This window comes from Nocardia sp. NPDC057227 (assembly GCF_042669725.1).
GTDB classification, from domain to species: domain Bacteria; phylum Actinomycetota; class Actinomycetes; order Mycobacteriales; family Mycobacteriaceae; genus Nocardia; species Nocardia asteroides_A.
In genome coordinates this window covers 35,688-53,862 of the sequence record NZ_JBHUXA010000012.1, presented here as the reverse complement: position 1 = coordinate 53,862, position 18,175 = coordinate 35,688, and the positions used below count along the sequence as shown (strand labels likewise).

At 69.9% G+C, this 18,175-nt stretch carries 17 protein-coding genes; 15 read left to right on the top strand and 2 right to left on the bottom strand.

Annotated elements, in window-relative coordinates; translation table 11 throughout:
* The first annotated feature begins 367 nt into the window (after positions 1-367).
* Positions 368-796 carry a group 1 truncated hemoglobin gene (locus ACFUJ1_RS18265; RefSeq protein ID WP_378647302.1) on the top strand — a complete coding sequence of 143 codons (429 nt, stop codon included), beginning with the start codon at positions 368-370 and terminating at the stop codon, positions 794-796.
* A 58-nt stretch (positions 797-854) separates the two neighbouring features.
* Here ACFUJ1_RS18265 and ACFUJ1_RS18260 read toward each other — a convergent pair whose 3' ends face one another.
* Positions 855-1,469 (bottom strand): hypothetical protein, encoded by a 615-nt coding sequence (locus ACFUJ1_RS18260; RefSeq protein WP_378647022.1) that lies wholly within the window; start codon positions 1,467-1,469, stop codon positions 855-857.
* A gap of 700 nt (positions 1,470-2,169) precedes the next feature.
* A complete protein-coding gene (locus ACFUJ1_RS18255) occupies positions 2,170-2,985 on the bottom strand; it encodes a hypothetical protein (RefSeq protein ID WP_378647020.1) in 816 nt (271 codons plus the stop codon).
* A gap of 744 nt (positions 2,986-3,729) precedes the next feature.
* On the opposite strand from ACFUJ1_RS18255, the gene ACFUJ1_RS18250 reads away from it, so the two are divergent.
* From ACFUJ1_RS18250 to ACFUJ1_RS18185, 14 genes are all read left to right on the top strand, one after another.
* A complete protein-coding gene (locus ACFUJ1_RS18250; RefSeq protein WP_378647018.1) occupies positions 3,730-4,542 on the top strand; it encodes a hypothetical protein in 813 nt (270 codons plus the stop codon).
* A complete protein-coding gene (locus tag ACFUJ1_RS18245) occupies positions 4,539-5,786 on the top strand; it encodes a cutinase family protein (protein WP_378647016.1) in 1,248 nt (415 codons plus the stop codon). The genes ACFUJ1_RS18250 and ACFUJ1_RS18245 overlap by 4 nt, the downstream gene beginning before the upstream one ends.
* Positions 5,783-6,895 (top strand): lipase family protein, encoded by a 1,113-nt coding sequence (locus tag ACFUJ1_RS18240; protein WP_378647014.1) that lies wholly within the window; start codon positions 5,783-5,785, stop codon positions 6,893-6,895. Before ACFUJ1_RS18245 ends, ACFUJ1_RS18240 begins: the two co-directional genes overlap by 4 nt.
* A gap of 78 nt (positions 6,896-6,973) precedes the next feature.
* Positions 6,974-8,449 (top strand): cutinase family protein, encoded by a 1,476-nt coding sequence (locus ACFUJ1_RS18235; RefSeq protein WP_378647012.1) that lies wholly within the window; start codon positions 6,974-6,976, stop codon positions 8,447-8,449.
* A 118-nt stretch (positions 8,450-8,567) separates the two neighbouring features.
* Positions 8,568-9,260, top strand: coding sequence for a hypothetical protein (locus tag ACFUJ1_RS18230; protein WP_378647010.1), 693 nt, complete (start codon positions 8,568-8,570; stop codon positions 9,258-9,260).
* 13 nt (positions 9,261-9,273) lie between these two features.
* Entirely contained in the window at positions 9,274-9,915 is a 642-nt protein-coding gene (locus ACFUJ1_RS18225; RefSeq protein WP_378647008.1) for a hypothetical protein, read from the top strand.
* Entirely contained in the window at positions 9,912-10,211 is a 300-nt protein-coding gene (locus tag ACFUJ1_RS18220) for a hypothetical protein (RefSeq protein ID WP_378647006.1), read from the top strand. The genes ACFUJ1_RS18225 and ACFUJ1_RS18220 overlap by 4 nt, the downstream gene beginning before the upstream one ends.
* Before the next feature lie 155 nt (positions 10,212-10,366).
* Entirely contained in the window at positions 10,367-10,909 is a 543-nt protein-coding gene (locus ACFUJ1_RS18215) for an alpha/beta hydrolase (protein ID WP_378647004.1), read from the top strand.
* The gene (locus tag ACFUJ1_RS18210) at positions 10,903-11,136 is read left to right on the top strand and encodes a hypothetical protein (protein ID WP_378647002.1); all 234 of its coding nucleotides are present in this window, start codon (positions 10,903-10,905) and stop codon (positions 11,134-11,136) included. Before ACFUJ1_RS18215 ends, ACFUJ1_RS18210 begins: the two co-directional genes overlap by 7 nt.
* 65 nt (positions 11,137-11,201) lie before the next feature.
* Positions 11,202-12,554 (top strand): FAD-dependent oxidoreductase, encoded by a 1,353-nt coding sequence (locus ACFUJ1_RS18205; RefSeq protein ID WP_378647001.1) that lies wholly within the window; start codon positions 11,202-11,204, stop codon positions 12,552-12,554.
* Positions 12,555-12,714: 160 nt separating this feature from the next.
* A complete protein-coding gene (locus ACFUJ1_RS18200; protein WP_378647000.1) occupies positions 12,715-13,512 on the top strand; it encodes a hypothetical protein in 798 nt (265 codons plus the stop codon).
* Entirely contained in the window at positions 13,494-14,951 is a 1,458-nt protein-coding gene (locus ACFUJ1_RS18195) for a hypothetical protein (RefSeq protein ID WP_378646999.1), read from the top strand. Before ACFUJ1_RS18200 ends, ACFUJ1_RS18195 begins: the two co-directional genes overlap by 19 nt.
* Positions 14,948-16,420, top strand: a complete 1,473-nt coding sequence (locus ACFUJ1_RS18190; RefSeq protein WP_378646997.1) for an SCO6880 family protein — start codon at positions 14,948-14,950, stop codon at positions 16,418-16,420. Before ACFUJ1_RS18195 ends, ACFUJ1_RS18190 begins: the two co-directional genes overlap by 4 nt.
* 59 nt (positions 16,421-16,479) lie before the next feature.
* Complete coding sequence (locus tag ACFUJ1_RS18185; protein ID WP_378646995.1) at positions 16,480-18,138, top strand: hypothetical protein; 1,659 nt, start codon at positions 16,480-16,482, stop codon at positions 18,136-18,138.
* Positions 18,139-18,175 lie beyond the last annotated feature (37 nt).

Here is an 18,175-nt window from a genome sequence, read left to right as displayed (position 1 = left end):
GCTATGGCAGGCCATCGTGCAACGCGAAGCCAAGCGAGACCAGGAGGTCGCGGCCTTGCGAGAGCAGATCCGCGAAGTTGAGGAGCGCACCGCTACGGAGGTCGCCTCTCACCGCCTCGATCAGGCACGAACCGCCGCCGAGATCCGAGCGCACACGCACAGTGACGACGAAGTCGCCGAACTTCTCGAGATCAGCCCCCGTCGGTTGCGTCAACACCTCGCCGCTGCGCGCGCGCCCGAGGGCAGCCGCGAGCCGAACCCGGAGGCTCAGCACACCGATGAGGACCTGGCTGATGGCGCCGACCACACATCGCCGGGCCGCGGACAGCTCCAGAAGCGCGGTCGTCGTAGTGACAGACCCGCTCGAATTGACTCAGCTGCCGGAAACGAGCGTCGAGCTCAGGATGCTGGGTCCGGGGCTGTATTCGACCGTATCGGGGGCCGTGAAGTCCTCGAAGCCGTAGTCGCCGACTTCTACACTCGCGTGCTCGCCGATGATCAACTGTCCGGGTTCTTCTCCGGGGTCAACATGAAACGATTGCGCGGTAGGCAAGTCGAGTTCTTCGCCGCAGCTCTCGGTGGGCCGGAGCCGTACATCGGTGCTCCGATGCGCGAAGTTCATCAAGGGCGCGGGATCACCGCGACCCACTTCGGCCTCGTAACTGGCCACCTTGCCGAGGCGCTGCGCTCCGCACGCGTACCCGAGGGGCTAGTGCAGCAGATCCTGGGCGTGGTCGAGCCGCTGGCAGAGGACATTACTTCGGGAATCGGTGGCGAGCCGACTACCTTGCGCTAGTGGGTCGCAGGCAATTCGAGATTGGCGGTCCCGCGGCCTCGTCGAGGTCCGCCGCGGTTCAAGCGTTGGCGTAGCCGCCTGCGCTCCACACCAGCCATCGAAGCTCGTGGGGCGAGAAGCCCTGCTGTGCTGGGATGTTCGGTGCTGGTGCGGAAGGCCAGTATCCGATCCCGCAGCGGTGGCAATAGACGGCAGTTCGCCACACAGCCAGCGCTGCGGGACGTCCCTGAGAGATTGTGAGATTGCGCCGCCTGCGCGTCCGTGTGGTGTTGAAGGTCAGGACTGCCGGAAACAGCGTGATGGTCAGCATCACCAGGATTGCGATGAACAGCGCTATCCGGTCGGCGATGCTTTGGCCGCCATCGTCGGTCAGGGCCAGAGTCGCCGGTATCAGTGGGATGAGCCCGAATACCAGTAGTAACAGGCCGACCACCGTCAGTCGGTCCGTGGGCTGCAGGGGAGGGGCGGGCGCGAGACTTTCCGCCAGCGCGGAAACGTGCACGCGGTTCATGGTCGCGGTGCCCAAGACGGGCACAAGCCCTGCAGGCGAGATACCGGCGCCGGTGTAGGTGCCTGTGGCCGTGCTTGTCGAGGTGCCGCCCGCAACCAATGCAGGCACACTCTGCGTGACGTCGGCTCGGTGGCAGAGCGGGCAGTCGATGTCGATGTTCATGCGCGGTTCCCTGTTCCAGGCCTGCGTTGGAGGCATCGGCGGCGGTGCTGATACCTGCTGCGACGGAGCTCGAGTGAACATGGAACACAGCCCTTGGAGGAAAGTCGAGTCAGAACCGGATCTGGTACTCCTCTTGGTTCCGGTCATTGGCCGAGAACTACGTCGTGACCTGCTGTTGTGCAGGGAACTGATGCTCGGTGACCCGCTGAGCGATGGCGGGTAAGTGCTCAGCCCTAGCATAGGTTCGCCGTGAAGTACTCGGTTTGGAGCTCGTAGGCGCTTCGGAGGCAGGGTGCGGCTGACTGCGTTCGGTCTGGCCGAGAACGAGTGCCGCCGTTGGTGCATGTGGCCCCGGCGAGAGAATTCAGCTGCAACGTCCTCCTATTGGTGCGAATATCGGGGTTGCCGCTACATATGCTCCTGGAGTTTTCTCGAGGGCCTGTCGTTACCCATGCGACTTGGTTGAATCGTAATCCGTCATTGGGGCAGCAATCAGGGAGTCTTGATCTGCCTGAGGATTCGTAAGGGCGGTATCGCAACTCCTGGTCCTGATGCTCAGGAAGTTCGCTGTTGAAGTCGACTGACGTCGGGCCGGCCTGGACGTCAGTGGCCAGGACCTGAGTTGTCGTTGTGTGGTCCCGCAGTTCAGCGACGGACAAGACGAGACGTCGTCGGCGTGTCGTGTAGGCGTGTCTGCGAGTCAGGCGCCAGAGGGCTCGGGGCCCGCGTACGGCTTGTTGATGGCGGTGAGGAGTTGGATGTTGTGACTTTGGTCGGCGTCGGCGACGGTGATAAGGCAGGAGCCGGGGACGCCTGTGTGCGGGTCGCGGATGTGGAGCAGATCGTTGACGTCGCGGGTGTGGGTGACGTCGATGCTGGTGTTCCAGAGGCGCTGGAAGTCGCGGTTGGGCCGGAGTCGGTGGATGAGGGTGCGGGCTTGTTCGGAGTCGCGGTAGCGGCCCAGGGTCGACTTGAGGGTGGCGACGGAGTGTGTTGCCTCGTACTCCCAGTCGATGATGATCTGGCGTGCTGTGGCGCTGAAGGTCCAGGCGGGGACGGACCAGGTCTCGTCGATTCCGGGCAGGTTGGCACGTAGGGCGTCAGTGCAGGCCAGGATGTTCCACAAGGGGTCGACGAAGGCCGCGATGATGCCGCGGCCTTCGAGGTCGGCGAGGTGGGCGAGGTGGGCGGCGTTGCTGGTGACGCACTCGTGGAGTTTGGACAAGGGGGCGAGATCTTCGGGTGCCGCGCGGAGTTCGCGGAGATGGCGTGCGAGCGCGGGGCCGAGCCGGTAGCCGTCGATGATCTTGTCGAGGGTTTCCAGGCCGGGGACGTAGCCGTTGACTTCGATCTCGAATAGGTAGGACGCGCTCACGCCGTGGCGTGCGTAGGCCTTGCTGCGCGAGAGGTTCAGGTTCTCGCGGACGACGCGCAAGCTGTCGCCGAGGGCGGGCAGACGTGGGAGTTGTCCGGTCCCGGCGGTGCCGGGCGTGGGTGGTGGGCGATGCTGGGCCATGCGGGGCCCCCCTTTCGAGTGGCTTCCGCCACAGGACTTCGGCAAGTTATGCTGATCGGTTCTCCCCTCCCGACCGCATCTGTAGTACCAGAGCTTCTGGGGCCGAGCAACATCGATGAGCGGCCGTCGTGTTCCCAACGGTTGCTGGGTGGCCGCTCCGCAGCTCCGAGGTCCGCCGACTGGGCCGCGAATTGATCCGCTTGGATGCGATCCGGCGTATTCACCGCCGAATCATCAAATCCTCGGCAAATGGCCTGCCACTGGCGGGAAAAGCATGTTGACGATCCGATGCTCACCGAAAAGTAGGAGAGCGGAAACACTGGCGCTGCAGCGGGTTCGGCGGTTTGGATGGTGACGCACCTTCCGAAACAGTGCTGAAAGGAGGAAACCAGTGGATCCCCTGCTGCTGGCCATCAACGGCATCAACGCCGTGCTGTCCGTCGCGTCGAACGCGCTCTACGTCGTGTCACAGGTCGCGTCGCTCGTGCTGCCGTTCCTCTGATCGTCCGACTCGCCTGAGAAGTCGCCTCCTGGAGGCGCTTTCGCCTCCAGGAGGCGCCAGGCACTCCGCGCCGTCGTTGTCGCGCGAACCTCCCGCTTCCACCCTGAGCCTCGAAGGGTCTATTCGCCATGCCCGAAACCAGGAAACCGGCCGTTCCGGTTCGCCATCCAGGCTTGCGTTCGAGCCGAGACAAGCAGTTCCGGCACAGTCTGCGCGGATCGCGGGTCTTGCTCGCCGGAGCCGTGCCCGTGGTGATGGTGCTCGCCGCCGCCGGGATCGCTCAGGCCGCCGAGCCGGCCTCGATCGCCGATCAACCCGGTGTCACCGGCCCCGCACAGCCGGGTACGACGGCCCCTCCGCCGCCGCCCGCACCCGCGCCTGAGCCCGCCCCCGAACCGCCCCCGGCACCGGAACCGCCGCCGGCGGTGTACTACTCGCAGCCACCCGAGGTCCGTAACTCCGTGCTGTCGCGCCCGGCCCCGCCGCCGGAGGAGCCGGTGGAGCCGGTGCAGATCGAGGATCTGCATTTGCCGGAGTTGGTGGAGCCGGTGGCTCCGATCGAGGCACCGGAGAACACGATCCGGATCGGTCAGTGGCAGAGCCCGCGCCCCGAGTGGCTGTCCCCGGAGTACGCGGACGCTATCAACGACGCCGCTGCGGGCGCCGAGGCCCAGGTTGCCACCGCGCTGGACTCGGTCGGCATCCCCGCCGGCCGCTCGGACCGGGTCAGCGGCGCCACCTTGGCGGGCGCCGGGATCGGCGGTGCCGCAGGCGCGGTCATCGCGGGCGCGCCGGTCGCCGCCGCCGCAGCTGTCGTCGGTGGGCTCGCCGGAGGCACCATCGGCGGCATCGCCGGTGCGGCTCTGGGGACGGTGGTTCCGGTCCCTGTGCTCGGGGAGGTCACTTCCGGGGTGGCGGGCACCGCGCTCGGTGCCGCCGCCGGGGCTGTGAGTGCCGGACTCGTGGCGGGCGTGCCCGCGGCTGTAGCCGGTGCGCTGGCCGGTGGCACGGTGGGCGCGGGATTTGGCGCCGGCGTGGGGGTGGGGCAGCAGTGAACCCGACCTCAGCACGCGCCCGCGTCCTCGCGGCCGCCGTCGCCGCGGCCTCGGCCCTCGGGGTGGCCGCCGGGATCGAAGGTGTGGGGGCCGCCGCAGCGGTTCCGATCGGGCCGGAGTGCCCGGCGCTGTACGTGCTCGGCGTGGACGGCACCGGGCTGTCCTCGCCGACCGCCGACCCGCTGGCCGATACCGGCGTCGTCGGCGCGCTGATCGGGCCGGTCCTGAGCGCGGTTCCCGGGCTGGTGCAGCGTTCCTACATCCCCTACAGTGCCGGTTTCGGTGGCGCTGTGCCCGGCGGCGGTCTCGAGCCGTACGCGGTGTCGGTTGCCCAGGCGCGTAGCGGCCTCGACGCTGCGGCTGCCGAGATCGCGCAGCAATGCCCGGCGACCAGGATCGCTGGCGTCGGATACTCCCAGGGCGCGCAGGCGGTGGGGGAGTTCGCTCGCGCCGTCGGCGCCGGGGCAGGGCCGGTCGAGCCCGATCAGATCGCTGGGATCGCGCTCTACGCTCACCCCGGTCGCGCTCCGGGATCCCCGACCATTCCCGGTCGACCCGGTCAGGTCGTTCCCGATGCCGTTCCGGGAACCGGGGGCCAAGCCGTCGGCGCCGTAGAACTGACGAACCCCCCGGCTTCCGGCGGTGGCCTGGCGGCACGTGCCGACGATTACGGCGCGCTCGAGGGGCGTGTCGCCGATATCTGCACCGACGGAGACCTGGCGTGCTCGGCGCCGGAGCGTGCGCTGGGGTTCCAGGTAGCCGCCGAGATCGCCGCTCAGGCCGATCTGCGGGACCCGCTCACCGCGCTGTCCTCGCTCAACGCCATCTTCCACGCAGCACTCGGCGATACCTGGACCACTGTGCTGGAGCACGACTTCGCTATCGCCGACGGCAACGTCGACTACCTGCCCCAGCAGCCGGTGAGCCAGCGGCTGCTCGACGCCGCTGACCCCAGAGTCCCCACACCGTCACCGGAGGAGATCGACGCGGCGGCAGCGCGCTGGAACCTGATCACCGCGACCGTGGCGGCGAATCCGTGGTTGGTGGGCAAGCTCGTCGGCCAGTTCGGCTCGGTGTGGGGACAGCTGTCGGCCGACAACGCCGACCTGATCAATCCGGCCGTGTGGCTGCGCTACGCCGACACGATCACCCGGCACAACTCCTACCCGTCCAGCGGGCAACTCGCCTCCGGCACGGCCTGGATGATCGCCCTCGCCCACGACCTCGCCGGGAGCTCCCGATGACCGACCCCACGACCGACGACGACTTCTACCGCCCGGCGCCCACCGACTTCGACGCCAAGCCCGGCACCCTGCTGCGCCGACGCGCCGTCCGTACCCCGAAGCTGGGAAGGGTGCGTCGGGCCTGGCAGGTCGTCTACGCCACCCAGACCGGCACCGACACCCCGGTTCCCGCCTCGGGAATCGTGCTGACCGCTGACATCGTGTCCTCGGCGGGCCCCGAGCCGGTCCTGGTCTACTGCCCGGCCTTCCACGGCCTCGGCGGCCGCTGCGCGCCCTCCCACCTGCTGGCCGACGGGGTATCGGAACCGGAGACCGGCTTCCTCGCCGCCGCACTGGAGCGCGGCTGGACCATCGCGATACCCGATGGGCAGTTCCTCGGGATCACCGGCATGGGCCCGCACACCTTCCTGGCCGGAAAGGCGGCCGCCCACACCGCTCTCGATCTTGCTCGCGCCGTCACCCAGCACCCCGAGCTCGAGGCCGCTCACTCGCCTTGCGCGCTGTGGGGCTATGCCGACGGCGGCCGCGCGGCGGTATGGGCCGCCGAACAGGCTCCGCACTACACCCCGGAGCTCGATCTGCGCGCGGTCGCCGCAGGGGCGGTGGTGACTGATCCCTCGCGGCTCGTCCCCGACATCGACGGGGGTCTGTGGGCAGGGCTGGCGGTCGCTGGATTCGTCGGTCTCAGCCGGGCGTACGCGCACCTTCCGGTCGCCCATCTGGTCACGGTCGAGGGCGAGCGGGCCTTCGAGACCGCAGGCAGTCTCGACGTCGCCGAGCTCCTGGTTCGCTACCGCGAACAGCGGCTGGGGCAGTGGTGCGAACGCGAGGACCCCTGGAACGACCCGGTGTGGCGCTACGTCCTGGACAACGAGACCACCGCCCGGGAAACCCCGCAGGTGCCGGTGCACCTCTACCACGGCACCGCTGACCCTCTCGTCCCCGTCGCCGCGGGCCGGGACCTGCTCGACGAATACCGCTCGCGCGGAGCGCAAGTCAGCTGGCGCGAATACGAGACCGGCCACAACGGCGCTGCCGCCGACGGCGCAGCCGAGGCCATAGCCCGCCTCGCCGCCGCTCTCGCACCGCGATCCACACCAGCCACCTGAATGGCCTGCCCGCATCCCGCACCCCCCGCCAGGGGTGCGGGCAGGCACCCCCATCCACTCCGAATCCGAGGAGAGCCCATGCTCCGCTTGCCCAGCACGGTGCGCCGAGTGGTCGCTACCGCGGCAACCGGCATCACCCTGCTCGCGGTGACCAGCACTGCAGGCGCACACGCCGAACCCGCACCGCCGCTGGGCCCACGCTGCCCGAGCCTGTACGTGCTGGGCGTGCAGAGCGAAGCCGAAGGCACTCCCATCGGCGACTTCACCAGCGACACCGGCACCCTCGGCCAGATCCTCGGCCCGGTGACCGCCGCCACCGGCGACCTCGTGCAGCGCGCCTACGTCCCCTACGGCCACGCCACCGACGGCACCGCGCTGGAATACCGGGACGCAACCACAGAGGCGGCCCTACAGCTCGAACGCATGGCCACCGAGGTCGTGACCCGCTGCCCACGCACCCGGATCGCCGCCGTCGGCTACGCCCAGGGCGCTCCCGCCGTCGCGGACTTCGCCCACCGGGTCGGTCACGGCGAATCCGCGCTCGACGCCGGGCAGATCGCCGCGGTCGCTCTACTCGCCAACCCGGACCGCGCACCTGGCACCCCGGTCCTGCCCGGCCACGACGGCACCACGCCGACCAGTCCACCCGGGAGCACCGGGCAGCGGGTCGCCTCTGTAGCGCTGTCCGCTCCGTCGCTGACCGGACAGGGAATCGCCGCGCCACCAGCAGCACGCGACTACGGAGCACTGCGCGGCCGCGTCGCCGACCTGTGCATTCCCGGCGACGCCACCTGCGACGCCCCGCTCGGCAGTCCGCTGGCGGCCACCGTGGCCAACATCGCCGCGCGCAGCGACCTGCACGACCCGGTCGCCGCGATCTCCACAATCTCCCAAGCCCTGGCCGCGACCATCTACACCACCACTGTCGAGGCGATCAACGACGACCTGACCGGCACCAGCCTCGACCAGCTCTCCTACCAGCCCACCCAGTCACTGGCCGAACGCTTGGCCGCCGCGTCCACCCCCGCGGCCGCACCACCCGGCCCCGAGCAGGCGCTCGCCGCGATGTTCAAGATCGGGACGATCGGGCTCAACGCGGCAGTGACGGTAGCTCGCACCGTGTTCACCCCGGCCACACTCGCCGAACTCGCCACGACGGGGTTGGCGAACCCCTGGGCCGCGGTCGCCGCGTTGGGCACGAAACTCGCGTCCGCGATCGTGGAGCTGATCCCGCCGCAAACGGCGCTGCGCTGGGTCGACGAAGCGTTCCAGGCGATCACCAGCACCGTCACCGACCGCGGCGAGCTCTACACCCTCGCAAGCTCCGCCCGAAACAGCGACACCGCCGGGCGCCAGTCCACCTACGCGGCCAAATCCGCCACCGGCAGCAGCTCCGCCCTGAAGGCGACGGCCGACTGGCTCACCGCCATCGCACGCGACCTGGGCGCCACCGACCAACCGGTATCCCCGGCACCGACCACCCCGTCTCATACGACCGTTTCGGCACCGATGCCTGCCCCGAGCGGCGCGGCGCGACCGGGCAGCGGGGGCTGAACCCCTTCGGGCGGAGCGCGATTCCAGCAGCCGTACCCACGACCTGTCTGCGGATTCTCCCCTGGCACTCCGCCCGAAGGGCCCTATCCATCCCGTAATCCAAGGAGGTGACATCGACATGCCCGACATCGACACCCGCCACGGCCGGCAATGGCTCGACACCGCGAAATCGAGGGGCCTGCAGTCTGTTTCAGCATCAGCCCGCACTGAAGAAACGAGGCCCTCCTCCGACGGTCGCGGCGGATGGGCGTGGCTCGACAACCTGAACCAACCCGACATCTCACAGCCGGTATCCGCGCACAACTCTCGTACCCGGCTGCGGAGGTGGATCGCTGCCGGCTTCGCCGCCGCATCGCTCACGACCGGCGCGATCATCGCGATCGCGGGGGCCGAGGCAGATCCTGCCGCGAGCCAGACGGCAAGCGCCACATCGTCCCGCGCCGTCATGCCGGGCCCGTGTGCGGGGCTGAGTGCGCCGGTCGTCACCGACGCCGACGGAGACGCTACGAGCCTGACCGGCGTGATTGCGGCGTTCGAGCACGCCTACTACCAGCGTCGAGACGCCGCGGTCGCGCTCACGTCTGTGGCGCCGGAAGCGGGTCTGGCGCTCGATGCGCTGGCTGCTGGGATCGCCTCCATCCCAGCCGGCACCGGCCACTGTGTGGCGATCACCCCGATCGCCGACAGCGCCGCCGAAGTTCACCTGGTCGAGCACCACCCCGATGGACATCGCATCGACTACCTGCAGCTGATCAACACCCGCGCCGACGGCGAACGGGTCCTGATCACCAATGTCCAGAAGCGGGGCTGACATGAGCGCCCCCATGACCTCGGATCGCCCGCCACGAGACCACCCCGGACCGCGCTGGGAACCGCACACCGTCACCGCTCCGGAGCAGCTGGCGCCGGTGCGCGAAGCGCCGCTGCCGACAACGGGGCTGTATCCGCCGCTGTTCGCGGTCCTCGGCGCCCATGGCGGCGCCGGAGCGTCGACGCTGGCGCGGTGGTGGGCACCAGCCGCCGACACCGGTCCGGCCTGGCCCGCCAGCTCGCACACCACACAGCTCGTCGTCATCGCGGCCCGGCTGTGCTTGCCCGGGTTGGTAGCCGCAGGCGAGCGACTGCGCGAATGGCACGCCGGCGCGGCCCCAGACGGCGTCGTCGTGCTCGGGCTCGTGCTCACCGCGGCCCGGCCCGGGACGGTGCCCGCCGTCGTGCGCCGCTACCGGGCCACGATCGCCACCCTGGCCACCGAGGTCTACGAGATCGGTTGGCACGACGAACTCGTCGTCACCGAACTCGACGAGCTCGCCGAGTTCCATCCCGCCGATCCACCGTCGCCGCGGCGCGTCCGTGTGCGGGAGACCGTGCCCGCCGATGTGCACCGTGCCGGAACCCAGATCATCAGCCGTCTCGCGACGACCCGGCGGGACGCCGCAGAATCCGAACCGGAGGCCCCCTCGTGAACCTCTCCTCCGCGGCCGGTGCGGTCGCAACCGTGCTCGCCCAGGGAATCGAAGTCACACCCACCATCCCGCCCGGTGCGTCGCAGCTGCTGAACCTGGTGAACTACCTGGCTTGGATCGTCATGCTCGCCGGAATCGCGGCGCTGATCTACGCCGGCGGCAAGTTCGGATGGGAACGGTTCCACGGCGGCGCCGTCGAATCACCCAAGATCATCTTGGGCGCGCTGGTCGGAGGCATCGTCGCCACCAGTGCCGGGGGCATCATGAGCGCCGTCGTCGCCGGAGGCGGCTCATGAACGCGGCTCGGCAACGCCTCCACACGGCTCTCTGCCCGGGGCGCTGCGGCAGCCCGCGAACTTGGAGCCGCCGCGAAACCTCAGTTGCCGGTCGAGCCGGAACCGGAACCGAGAGAGCGGGACACCGGATCGGAGCGGACTCGGCTCCGGCGACTGTGGTCTACCTGGTCGACACCCGCGCCGACAGCGGAAGCTGGGACCCGGTGGTCGGGCACCTGCACCAGCTACTCGAAGGGCGTATCGCACAGATCGCGATACCGGCGCGGAGTGCAGGTCGCCGGCTGGAGCCGCACCTCGTAGTGGGCGATGGCGAGCAACCCCTGGTCCTGGTCGCGCACTGCGGGGGAGCGAGCGCCATCCTGCGATGGGCGAGGTCCAGCATGCTTGCTCGACCGGTTGCCGGGATCGTTTTCGTCAACCCCCTGCTCGACCAGACGTCGCACGCGGACTCGATAGCAGAGACGGCGCTCATCACAATGCGTCAAATCCCGACGTGGACAGTGACCGGTCAGCACGACCCGTACGCCACCCCGGATCGTTGCCGTCGTTTCGCTGAACAGATCTGGGGCGACCACGACATCGTCCTCGAGGCGGGGCATGTCCTGCCGCTTCAGGATCCGATGGCAACGAGTGAACCGATCCTCGCCGCGCTCGACGTCGCCTACCGCATGCGCTACGTGGGAGGTCGGCCGTGCTGAGCGCCAAACAGCTCCCTACACAGGTGCTTTCGCCGCTTACACAGCTGCTTGGCTGGCTCGCCTGGCTGGTGCTGCTGCTGTGCGTGACCCGCGCGATCTGGGTCGGAGGGCTGCTCGCGATCCGGACCTACCGCGAGGAGAGCATCGAGGGTCTCATCGGCGCGCTGCTCGGTGCCGCGCTGCTCGGTGCCGCGAGCTCGATCGCCATTCAGGTCCTTCCCCGATGACCCCCGATCAGGAGGCCTCCACCATGACCTCGACCCGTACCCGAGTCGGACCATTCTCTCGCGCGGTGCCCGCCGTGCTGCCTCGCCGTGCGCCGGTTTCCGGGCGCGGGCACGCCGTCGTGATCGGCGGCGGGATGGCCGGCGTGCTCGCGGCGTGGCCGTTGCGCGGCTATGCCGAAATCATCACCGTGATCGAACGCGACACCTACCCGGCGGAACCCGCCTTCCGCCCGGGCATGCCCCAGGCAAGGCACGCCCATATCTTCCTCGAAGGCGGACACCGCGCACTCGAAGGGCTGATGCCGGGAATCCGCGCGCAACTCGAGGTCGCCGGCGCCACCGAGGTACGCATGTCACGGGAGCTGCGCTGGCTCGCCTCCCACGGTTGGCTCGCCGACCACGACACCGCCCTCACCGGCCTATCGGCTACCCGGCCGCTGCTCGATCACGTGGTCCGCGCCCGCGTCGCGGGCGAGGCGAGCGTGCGCTTCCTCGCCGGGCACGATGTCATCGGTCTGCTCGGATCCCGGAGTTCGGTATCCGGGGTCCGGCTGCGCCCGCGGGGCGAGGGAGCGGTGACGACGGAGCTGTCCGCCGAGCTCGTAGTCGATGCCTCCGGTCGCCGGTCGATGTTGCCGGCCTGGCTCGCCGAACTCGGGTGCCCGCGCATCCGCGAGACCCGTATCGATGCCGGAATCGCGTACAGCAGCAGACTGTTCCATCGCCCAGCCGGGGATTTCGAGTGGCGCGCGGTGTACCTGCAGGCCCACGCCCCGGACCAGCCGACCACCGGGGCGCTGATGCCGGTGGAGGGTAACCGCTGGCTGGTCAGCCTCGGCGGCATGCGCGGCGCCGAGCCTCGCCAAGGCACAGAGGGATTCAACGAGTTGCTCGCCCGGCTGCGCGATCCCATCCTCCGCGACGCGCTCGCCGATGCCGAACCGGCGGGTCGGGTCAGCGGATTCCGGCCCGGTTCCAGCGTGCGCCGCCATTACACCAGCGCGGCCACGCCCGACGGAGTGGTCGCCCTCGGTGACGCCGCCACCGCCTTCAACCCCGTCTACGCCCAGGGACTCACCGCCGCCGTGCTCGCCGCCCAGGCCCTGCGCCGCGCCGTCCTACGGCACAGAGGCATCGAGTACGCGGTTGCGAGGGCGGCCCGCCGGGACATCGCCGTGGCCACCCGCATTGCCTGGCTCCTGTCGACCGGCGAGGACGCCCGATTCCCCGCCACCATCGGCGCGCATCCTGGGCTGTTGACCCGCGCCCAGCACCGGCTCCTGGACCGGGTGCTGCAGCGCGCGACCACCGATGCGACTGTCACCGCCGCAGCACAGCAGGTGATCTCGATGGCCGCATCCCCGGCAGCGCTACTGCAGCCCGCCGTGCTCGGGGCCCTACTGCGACCGGAGCACTGACAATGCCCGATTCGCACGCCATGGCACAGAGGCCCGGAACACCGCAGCACGCGATATCGCACGGGGGCAAGCGCTACACACGGTCGCTGCATCGGGCGTCGTCAACCGCTAGCCGAGTGGCTCCGATCAGGCGCACCCACACGAGAAGGAGTGGCCGCTCGTGAAGTCTTACCGTCTGCTGATCATCCTGCTCGCCGGGATCGTCGCGGTCGTGGCCGCAGCGTTCGTGCTGACGATCGTCGACTCCGACCACGAGGAGACCGCCCCCGTCGGCCCTGAGAGGCCGACGGCGACCGTCGCCGCCACGTCGTCCTCGCCGACACCGTTGCCACCGGGAGCGGACGTATTCGGCAACCGCCTCGAAACCACGAACAGCGAGGCAGGGACTGCTCTGCCGCAGGATGCCGGCACTCGACCGGCCTGGCAGCGACCCGACTATGGAAGCAGTGTCCCGGCGCGGATGCAGTGGCAGCGTGGCTGGGGAGGCGCGGCACTGCCGGTCTCGGGTAGCGACGGCCCGGAGCGGATCGACAGCGGGATCGCGGCGGGATTCGCACGAACTCCCCAAGGCGCGGCGCTGGCCGCGCTCGACGCCTTGGCGCGCGCACTGGCCGCGCCCGACGGGGTGTGGCAGCGGGTGGTGCGCGAACGCTACTACGGCGATCACGCCGGGTTGCTCGACCGGTTCACCCGCGCCCGCGCCCGCACCCGTACGCCGAACGTCGGTCGCTACGTGGTGGTGCCCGACGGCATCCGGGTCGCCCCGGGCTTCGCCGACGACTTCGCGGTCGTGCAGATCGCCACCCGCGCCGACCTCGGCTACACCATGGCCAGCTGGCCGATGGCCTGGATCGACGGCGACTGGCGTGTGCGAGTCGACAACCCGGAAAGCCTCTGGGGGCCCGGCCAGACGGTGATGACCCTCGACGGATTCGGGATATGGAGGGCAGGCGCATGACTCCCGTACTCCTGCCCGGCCGGGAGCAGCTGCCGGCTCCGGATGTGTGTGATCTGCCCCTGGGCCCTCAGCAGGTGTGCGACCAACTCGGCGAAGCCGTCACCGACGCCGCCGGATCAGTGCTCGATGACCTCGCCGACAACCTGTTCGACAGCTTCGGTCGCCTGCTGAAGTGGTCGATGACCTGGTGGACCGACCTGCCCGCACCGCAGCTGACCGGTGCCGGCGGTGAACCCGGACCGGCGCTGGCGGCCATCCGGGAGTACAGCGGCGGGCTCCAGGTGCTGCTGCTCACCACCGGGCTCATCTTCGCCGCGGGCCGGCTGGCCATGGCGAAACGGGCCGCGCTGGCCGGGGAGGCTCAGGAGAGCGTCCTGATGCTCGCTCGCGCCGTGTTCACCTCGATGGGCTTCGCCGCGGTCGTCACCGTCGGCACCCGCGCCGGTGACGCCTTTTCGGACTGGGTACTCACCGACGTCACCCGCGGCGACTGGGCCCGCGCGATCGAGCACGCCATCGACCTCAACACCGTGAGCGGGCCCGCACAGCTGGGCACCGGCGTGCTGCTGGTGATCGGGCTGCTCGGCACGATCAGTGCGCTCGCCCAGCTCGTGATGCTCGTCGTGAGGCAGGCGCTGCTGATCGTGGTCGTCGCGGTGATCCCGCTGGCAGCCGCCGCGGCGGGGACCGGGCCGGGTTCGCAGGCGTACAAGAGACTGCTCGGCTGGGCGCTGGCGTTCGTGCTCTACAAACCGGTCGGCGCCCTGGTCTACGCGATCGCGCTGACGGTGATCGGTGGCCAGGACCAGCAGGACCCGCAGCAGGTGCTGCTCGGGCTGATCCTGCTGGTGATGAGCGTGGTGGTGCTGCCCGCGCTGATCCGCCTGGTTGCGCCCGCAGTTTCGGTCCTCGGCGGCGGTGGAGGAGCCGGTGCAGCGCTGGCCGGCGGCGCGGCGGGTATCGCGATGGCGGGGGTGGGTGACCGCTCGCAGGCCCGCACCGCGAGCGAGAACGATACCGGGCACGGTGGGACCGGGGCGCCGAGCGGCAGCCCTACCCCGCCCGGCGGCGCGGGCGGCGGCGGGCGCGCGATGCCCGGCGGCGGCAGCGACGCGAGTGCGGCTGCTGACAGCGGCGACGGGAGCCACGGCCGTTCCGGTGGCGGGTCGATATCGCCGGGTTCCGGCGGCGGGGCCCGGTCCGCGGGCGTGGCGCCGAAGCCGGGTGCTGGTGCGGGCTCGGTAGGTGGCGCGCCAGCGGGCGGTGGGGAAGCCGCGGCCGCAGCAGGCGCTGGTCCTGCCGGTGCGGCGGTCATGGCCGGGCAGGTGGCGAAAGACGCTGCGAAGTCTGGTGTTTCAGCGATGGAAAGCGAAACCCGTAATGCGACCGAGGGTGGTCTGGATCCGGATGCGCTCGGCCCGGGCGAGGTGCGGCGATGACCACGCGGATGTACGGGCGGTGGGAGCGCCCCCGCAGCGCCGGCTTCTTCGGGCTGACCTGGGGTGCCTCGATGCTCGGGCTCGGTCTGATCATCGCGGTGATGCTCGGCTTCATGGTCACCCGCTCGCCGCTGGTAGCGCTGGGCACGATCACCATCGGCGCGGCGGTATTCACCCCGCTGGTGATCACGCGAGGCGGGCGAACCGGGTGGGAGCTGCTGCTGGTGCGCGCTCAGTTCGTGATGGCGCGCGGGCGCGGTGAGCACGTCTACCGCGCTGGCCGCTTCATGACCATCCCCGGCATCGCGAAGTTGCCCGGTCTGCTTGCCGACTCGCGCCTCAGTGAGTACGAGACGCCCGGCGGCAAACGGTTCGCGATGATCCATGTCCGCCGCAGCGACCACTACACGGTGGTCATGCGGGTGATCTCGCGCGGGAAAGAGTTGGTCGACCAGTCCCGCATCGATGCTTGGGTCGAGGCCTACGGTCACTTCCTGGCCACTCAGAGCCGCGGCGGCGAGGTCGTCGCGGTGGTCTCCGTGCTCGACAACGTCCTGGAAACCCGGCTCAAACAGACTCGCGAAGTCACCCGCCTGGTTCGCCCCGACGCCCCGGCATACGCGCGGGCGGTGATGCGCGAAGCCGCCGCCGACACCGGCGGGGTCGGAGTCCGCATCGAAGCACGCGTCGCCATCACCTACCGTGCCATCGGCCGCGGTCGCATCCGCCGCGACGAGGCCGAGCAGGCCCGCGAGATCGGGCAACGCCTGCAGGGAGTTTTGTCCCAGCTCGCCCGCGCCGGGCTCCCCGCCACCCCGCTGCAGGCATGGGAGGTCCTGGGGCTGGTCCGCAGCCGCTACGACCTCGCCGCCCAACGTGATGTCGAAGCCGCCGGCCTCGACATCACCAGCACCCAGTCCTGGGACTCGGTCGGCCCGGTCGCGCACGTGAACCGGTGGGACCACTACATCCACGACGGCGCCCGATCGATCACCTGGGAGATGGACGCCGCCCCGCGCGGTGCGGTGATGGAGACCGTGCTCGAAGAGCTGCTGCGCCCGCGCCCGGACGTGCCCCGCAAACGCGTTGCGGTCGTGTATCGCCCGCACTCCGCCGCCGAGGCCACCAGTCTGGTCGACTCCGACTTCCGGGACGCGGTCGCCGCCGAGCAAACCGAACGGGGGATCGCCAGCGCGGCCGCGAAGATCCGGGTCGCCAATACCGGCGCCTCCCGGGAAGAGCAGGCCCGCGGCGCTGGCTTGACGCGCTTCGGGGTGCTGATCACCGTGACCGACCTGCTCGAAGGCGACCTGCCTGGCATCGAGGCCTCGGTGAAGGCGATGGCCGCGGCATCGCGGCTGAGCGTGCGCCGCTGCTACGGCAGCCAGGACGCAGGCTTCGCCGCGTCCCTCGGGATCGGGCTCATCCTGCCCGAGCACGCTTCGATCTCGAAGCGGGTCTCGGCATGAGGAATCCGACAGTGGGGAAGAAGAGTGCTGCGCGTAGGCGCACCGAGATCGTCGCGGGCGTGCGTGTGCTGACCCCGGCCGCACGCGCCGCGACCGAGGAGGCCGTCGCCGCGCCCGGTCTGCGTGGGCGGCGCGCGCGATGGGCGATATCGAGCGATGATCATCGACGGGCCACCGCCGCGCGCCGGCTGGAGGCGAATCCCGCCGCCCGCGATGGCTTCGACCGATCGTCCCCAGCGCTGACCGACCGCGGCTACCGCGGGCCCGGCGGCGGCCGCACCTCCTCCATCGCCGCCACCCCGGAATGGCGGGCCACCACCGCCCAGGTTGCCGGGCTATGGCCCTTCGCGGTCGGCGCCAGCGCACCAACGGTAGGAACCCCGGTCGGGACGCACTACATCACCGGCGCCCCGGTGCATTTCGACCCGATGAGCTGGTTCCTCCGCGGCTTCATCACCGCGCCGATCGCATTCGTCCTGGCCCTCAACGGATTCGGGAAATCCTCACTGATTCGTCGGATCGTCACCGGCGCCGTCGCGGCGGGAGAAACGGTGCTGTGCATGGGCGACACCAAACCCGACTACCGCGACCTCGTGATCGAACTCGGTGGGCAAGTGGTCGATGTCGGCTACGGGCACGGCACGCTGAATCCGCTCGATGTCGGAGCGCTCGGGGCGAGCCTGAGCCAGCTCTCCGACCCGGATCAGCGTCGCCAGGTCGCCGCTCGGATCGAAGCCGGGCAGGTCAACATCGTCGCCGGCCTGATCGAGCTGGTGCGCGGTGCCCGGGTCGCGGACTACGAGGAAGTACTGCTCGCAGCCGGGTTGCGCGAGCTCTACAACTCGTCGACCGAGTTCGATCACGAGCATCCGCCATTGCTGTCGGATCTGCTCGCGGTGATCTCGGGTGGCAGTGAGCGTTTGCGGCACTTCGCCGAGGAAGACGACGAAGCTTCCTACCGGGCCGCGACCAAGACGCTGCGCCGCTCGCTGCGCGCGCTGGTCGAGGGGCCGTTCGGGGCGATCTTCAACGGGCCGACGACCACCCGGCTGGATTTAGTGAGTCCGGCGGTGTGTGTGGATGTGTCCCGCATTCCCGACGGTGATACCAAGTTGCTGGCGGCGGTGTTGATGGTGTGCTGGTCGGAGGGGTTCGGCGCGGTGGCCGCCGCGCACGCGCTCGCCGATGCCGGGCTCGCGCCGCCGCGGCTGTTCGAGGTCGTGATGGACGAGATCTGGCGGGTGCTGGGTGCCGGGGAGTTCATGGTCGACCGGGTCGATGCCTTGACCCGGTTGAACCGCACTCTCGGTACCGGGCTGATCATGTGCAGCCACACCATCAAAGACCTCGCGGCGTTCGACTCCCCGACCGCCCAGGCCAAGGCATTGGGGATGTTCGAGCGGGCCAGGGCGAAGTTGGTCGGCCCGGTCGGGCCGGAAGAGATCAACCGGATCCGGGGCGTGGTCGGGATTACCGAGACCGAGAAGCTCTTGGTGACCTCGTGGGCGGCGCCGCGCCCGCCCAGCGACGACGATCTCGACCCCGCCCGCCGCGAATCCCCGCCCGGTACAGGCTGTTTCCTGCTCAAGACCGGTGAGGCCGACGAGCCGGGGATTCCTTTTCGGATGGTTTTCACGCCTACCGAGCGTGGCGCGGACGTGCACAACACCAACCGCCGCTTCGACCATGTGGCCGATCGCGACGAGGCCACCGGGTGAGCGGCGAATGAAAACCTCTTCACGCACAGTATCCGCC

Coding starts and splice junctions, on each gene's coding strand:
- ACFUJ1_RS18195 (WP_378646999.1), top strand. CDS start 13,494: ATGGAGGGCAGGCGCATGACTCCCGTACTCCTGCCCGGCCGGGAGCAG.
- ACFUJ1_RS18190 (WP_378646997.1), top strand. CDS start 14,948: ATGACCACGCGGATGTACGGGCGGTGGGAGCGCCCCCGCAGCGCCGGC.
- ACFUJ1_RS18260 (WP_378647022.1), bottom strand. CDS start 1,469: ATGAACATCGACATCGACTGCCCGCTCTGCCACCGAGCCGACGTCACG.
- ACFUJ1_RS18235 (WP_378647012.1), top strand. CDS start 6,974: ATGCTCCGCTTGCCCAGCACGGTGCGCCGAGTGGTCGCTACCGCGGCA.
- ACFUJ1_RS18230 (WP_378647010.1), top strand. CDS start 8,568: ATGCCCGACATCGACACCCGCCACGGCCGGCAATGGCTCGACACCGCG.
- ACFUJ1_RS18240 (WP_378647014.1), top strand. CDS start 5,783: ATGACCGACCCCACGACCGACGACGACTTCTACCGCCCGGCGCCCACC.
- ACFUJ1_RS18225 (WP_378647008.1), top strand. CDS start 9,274: ATGACCTCGGATCGCCCGCCACGAGACCACCCCGGACCGCGCTGGGAA.
- ACFUJ1_RS18255 (WP_378647020.1), bottom strand. CDS start 2,985: ATGGCCCAGCATCGCCCACCACCCACGCCCGGCACCGCCGGGACCGGA.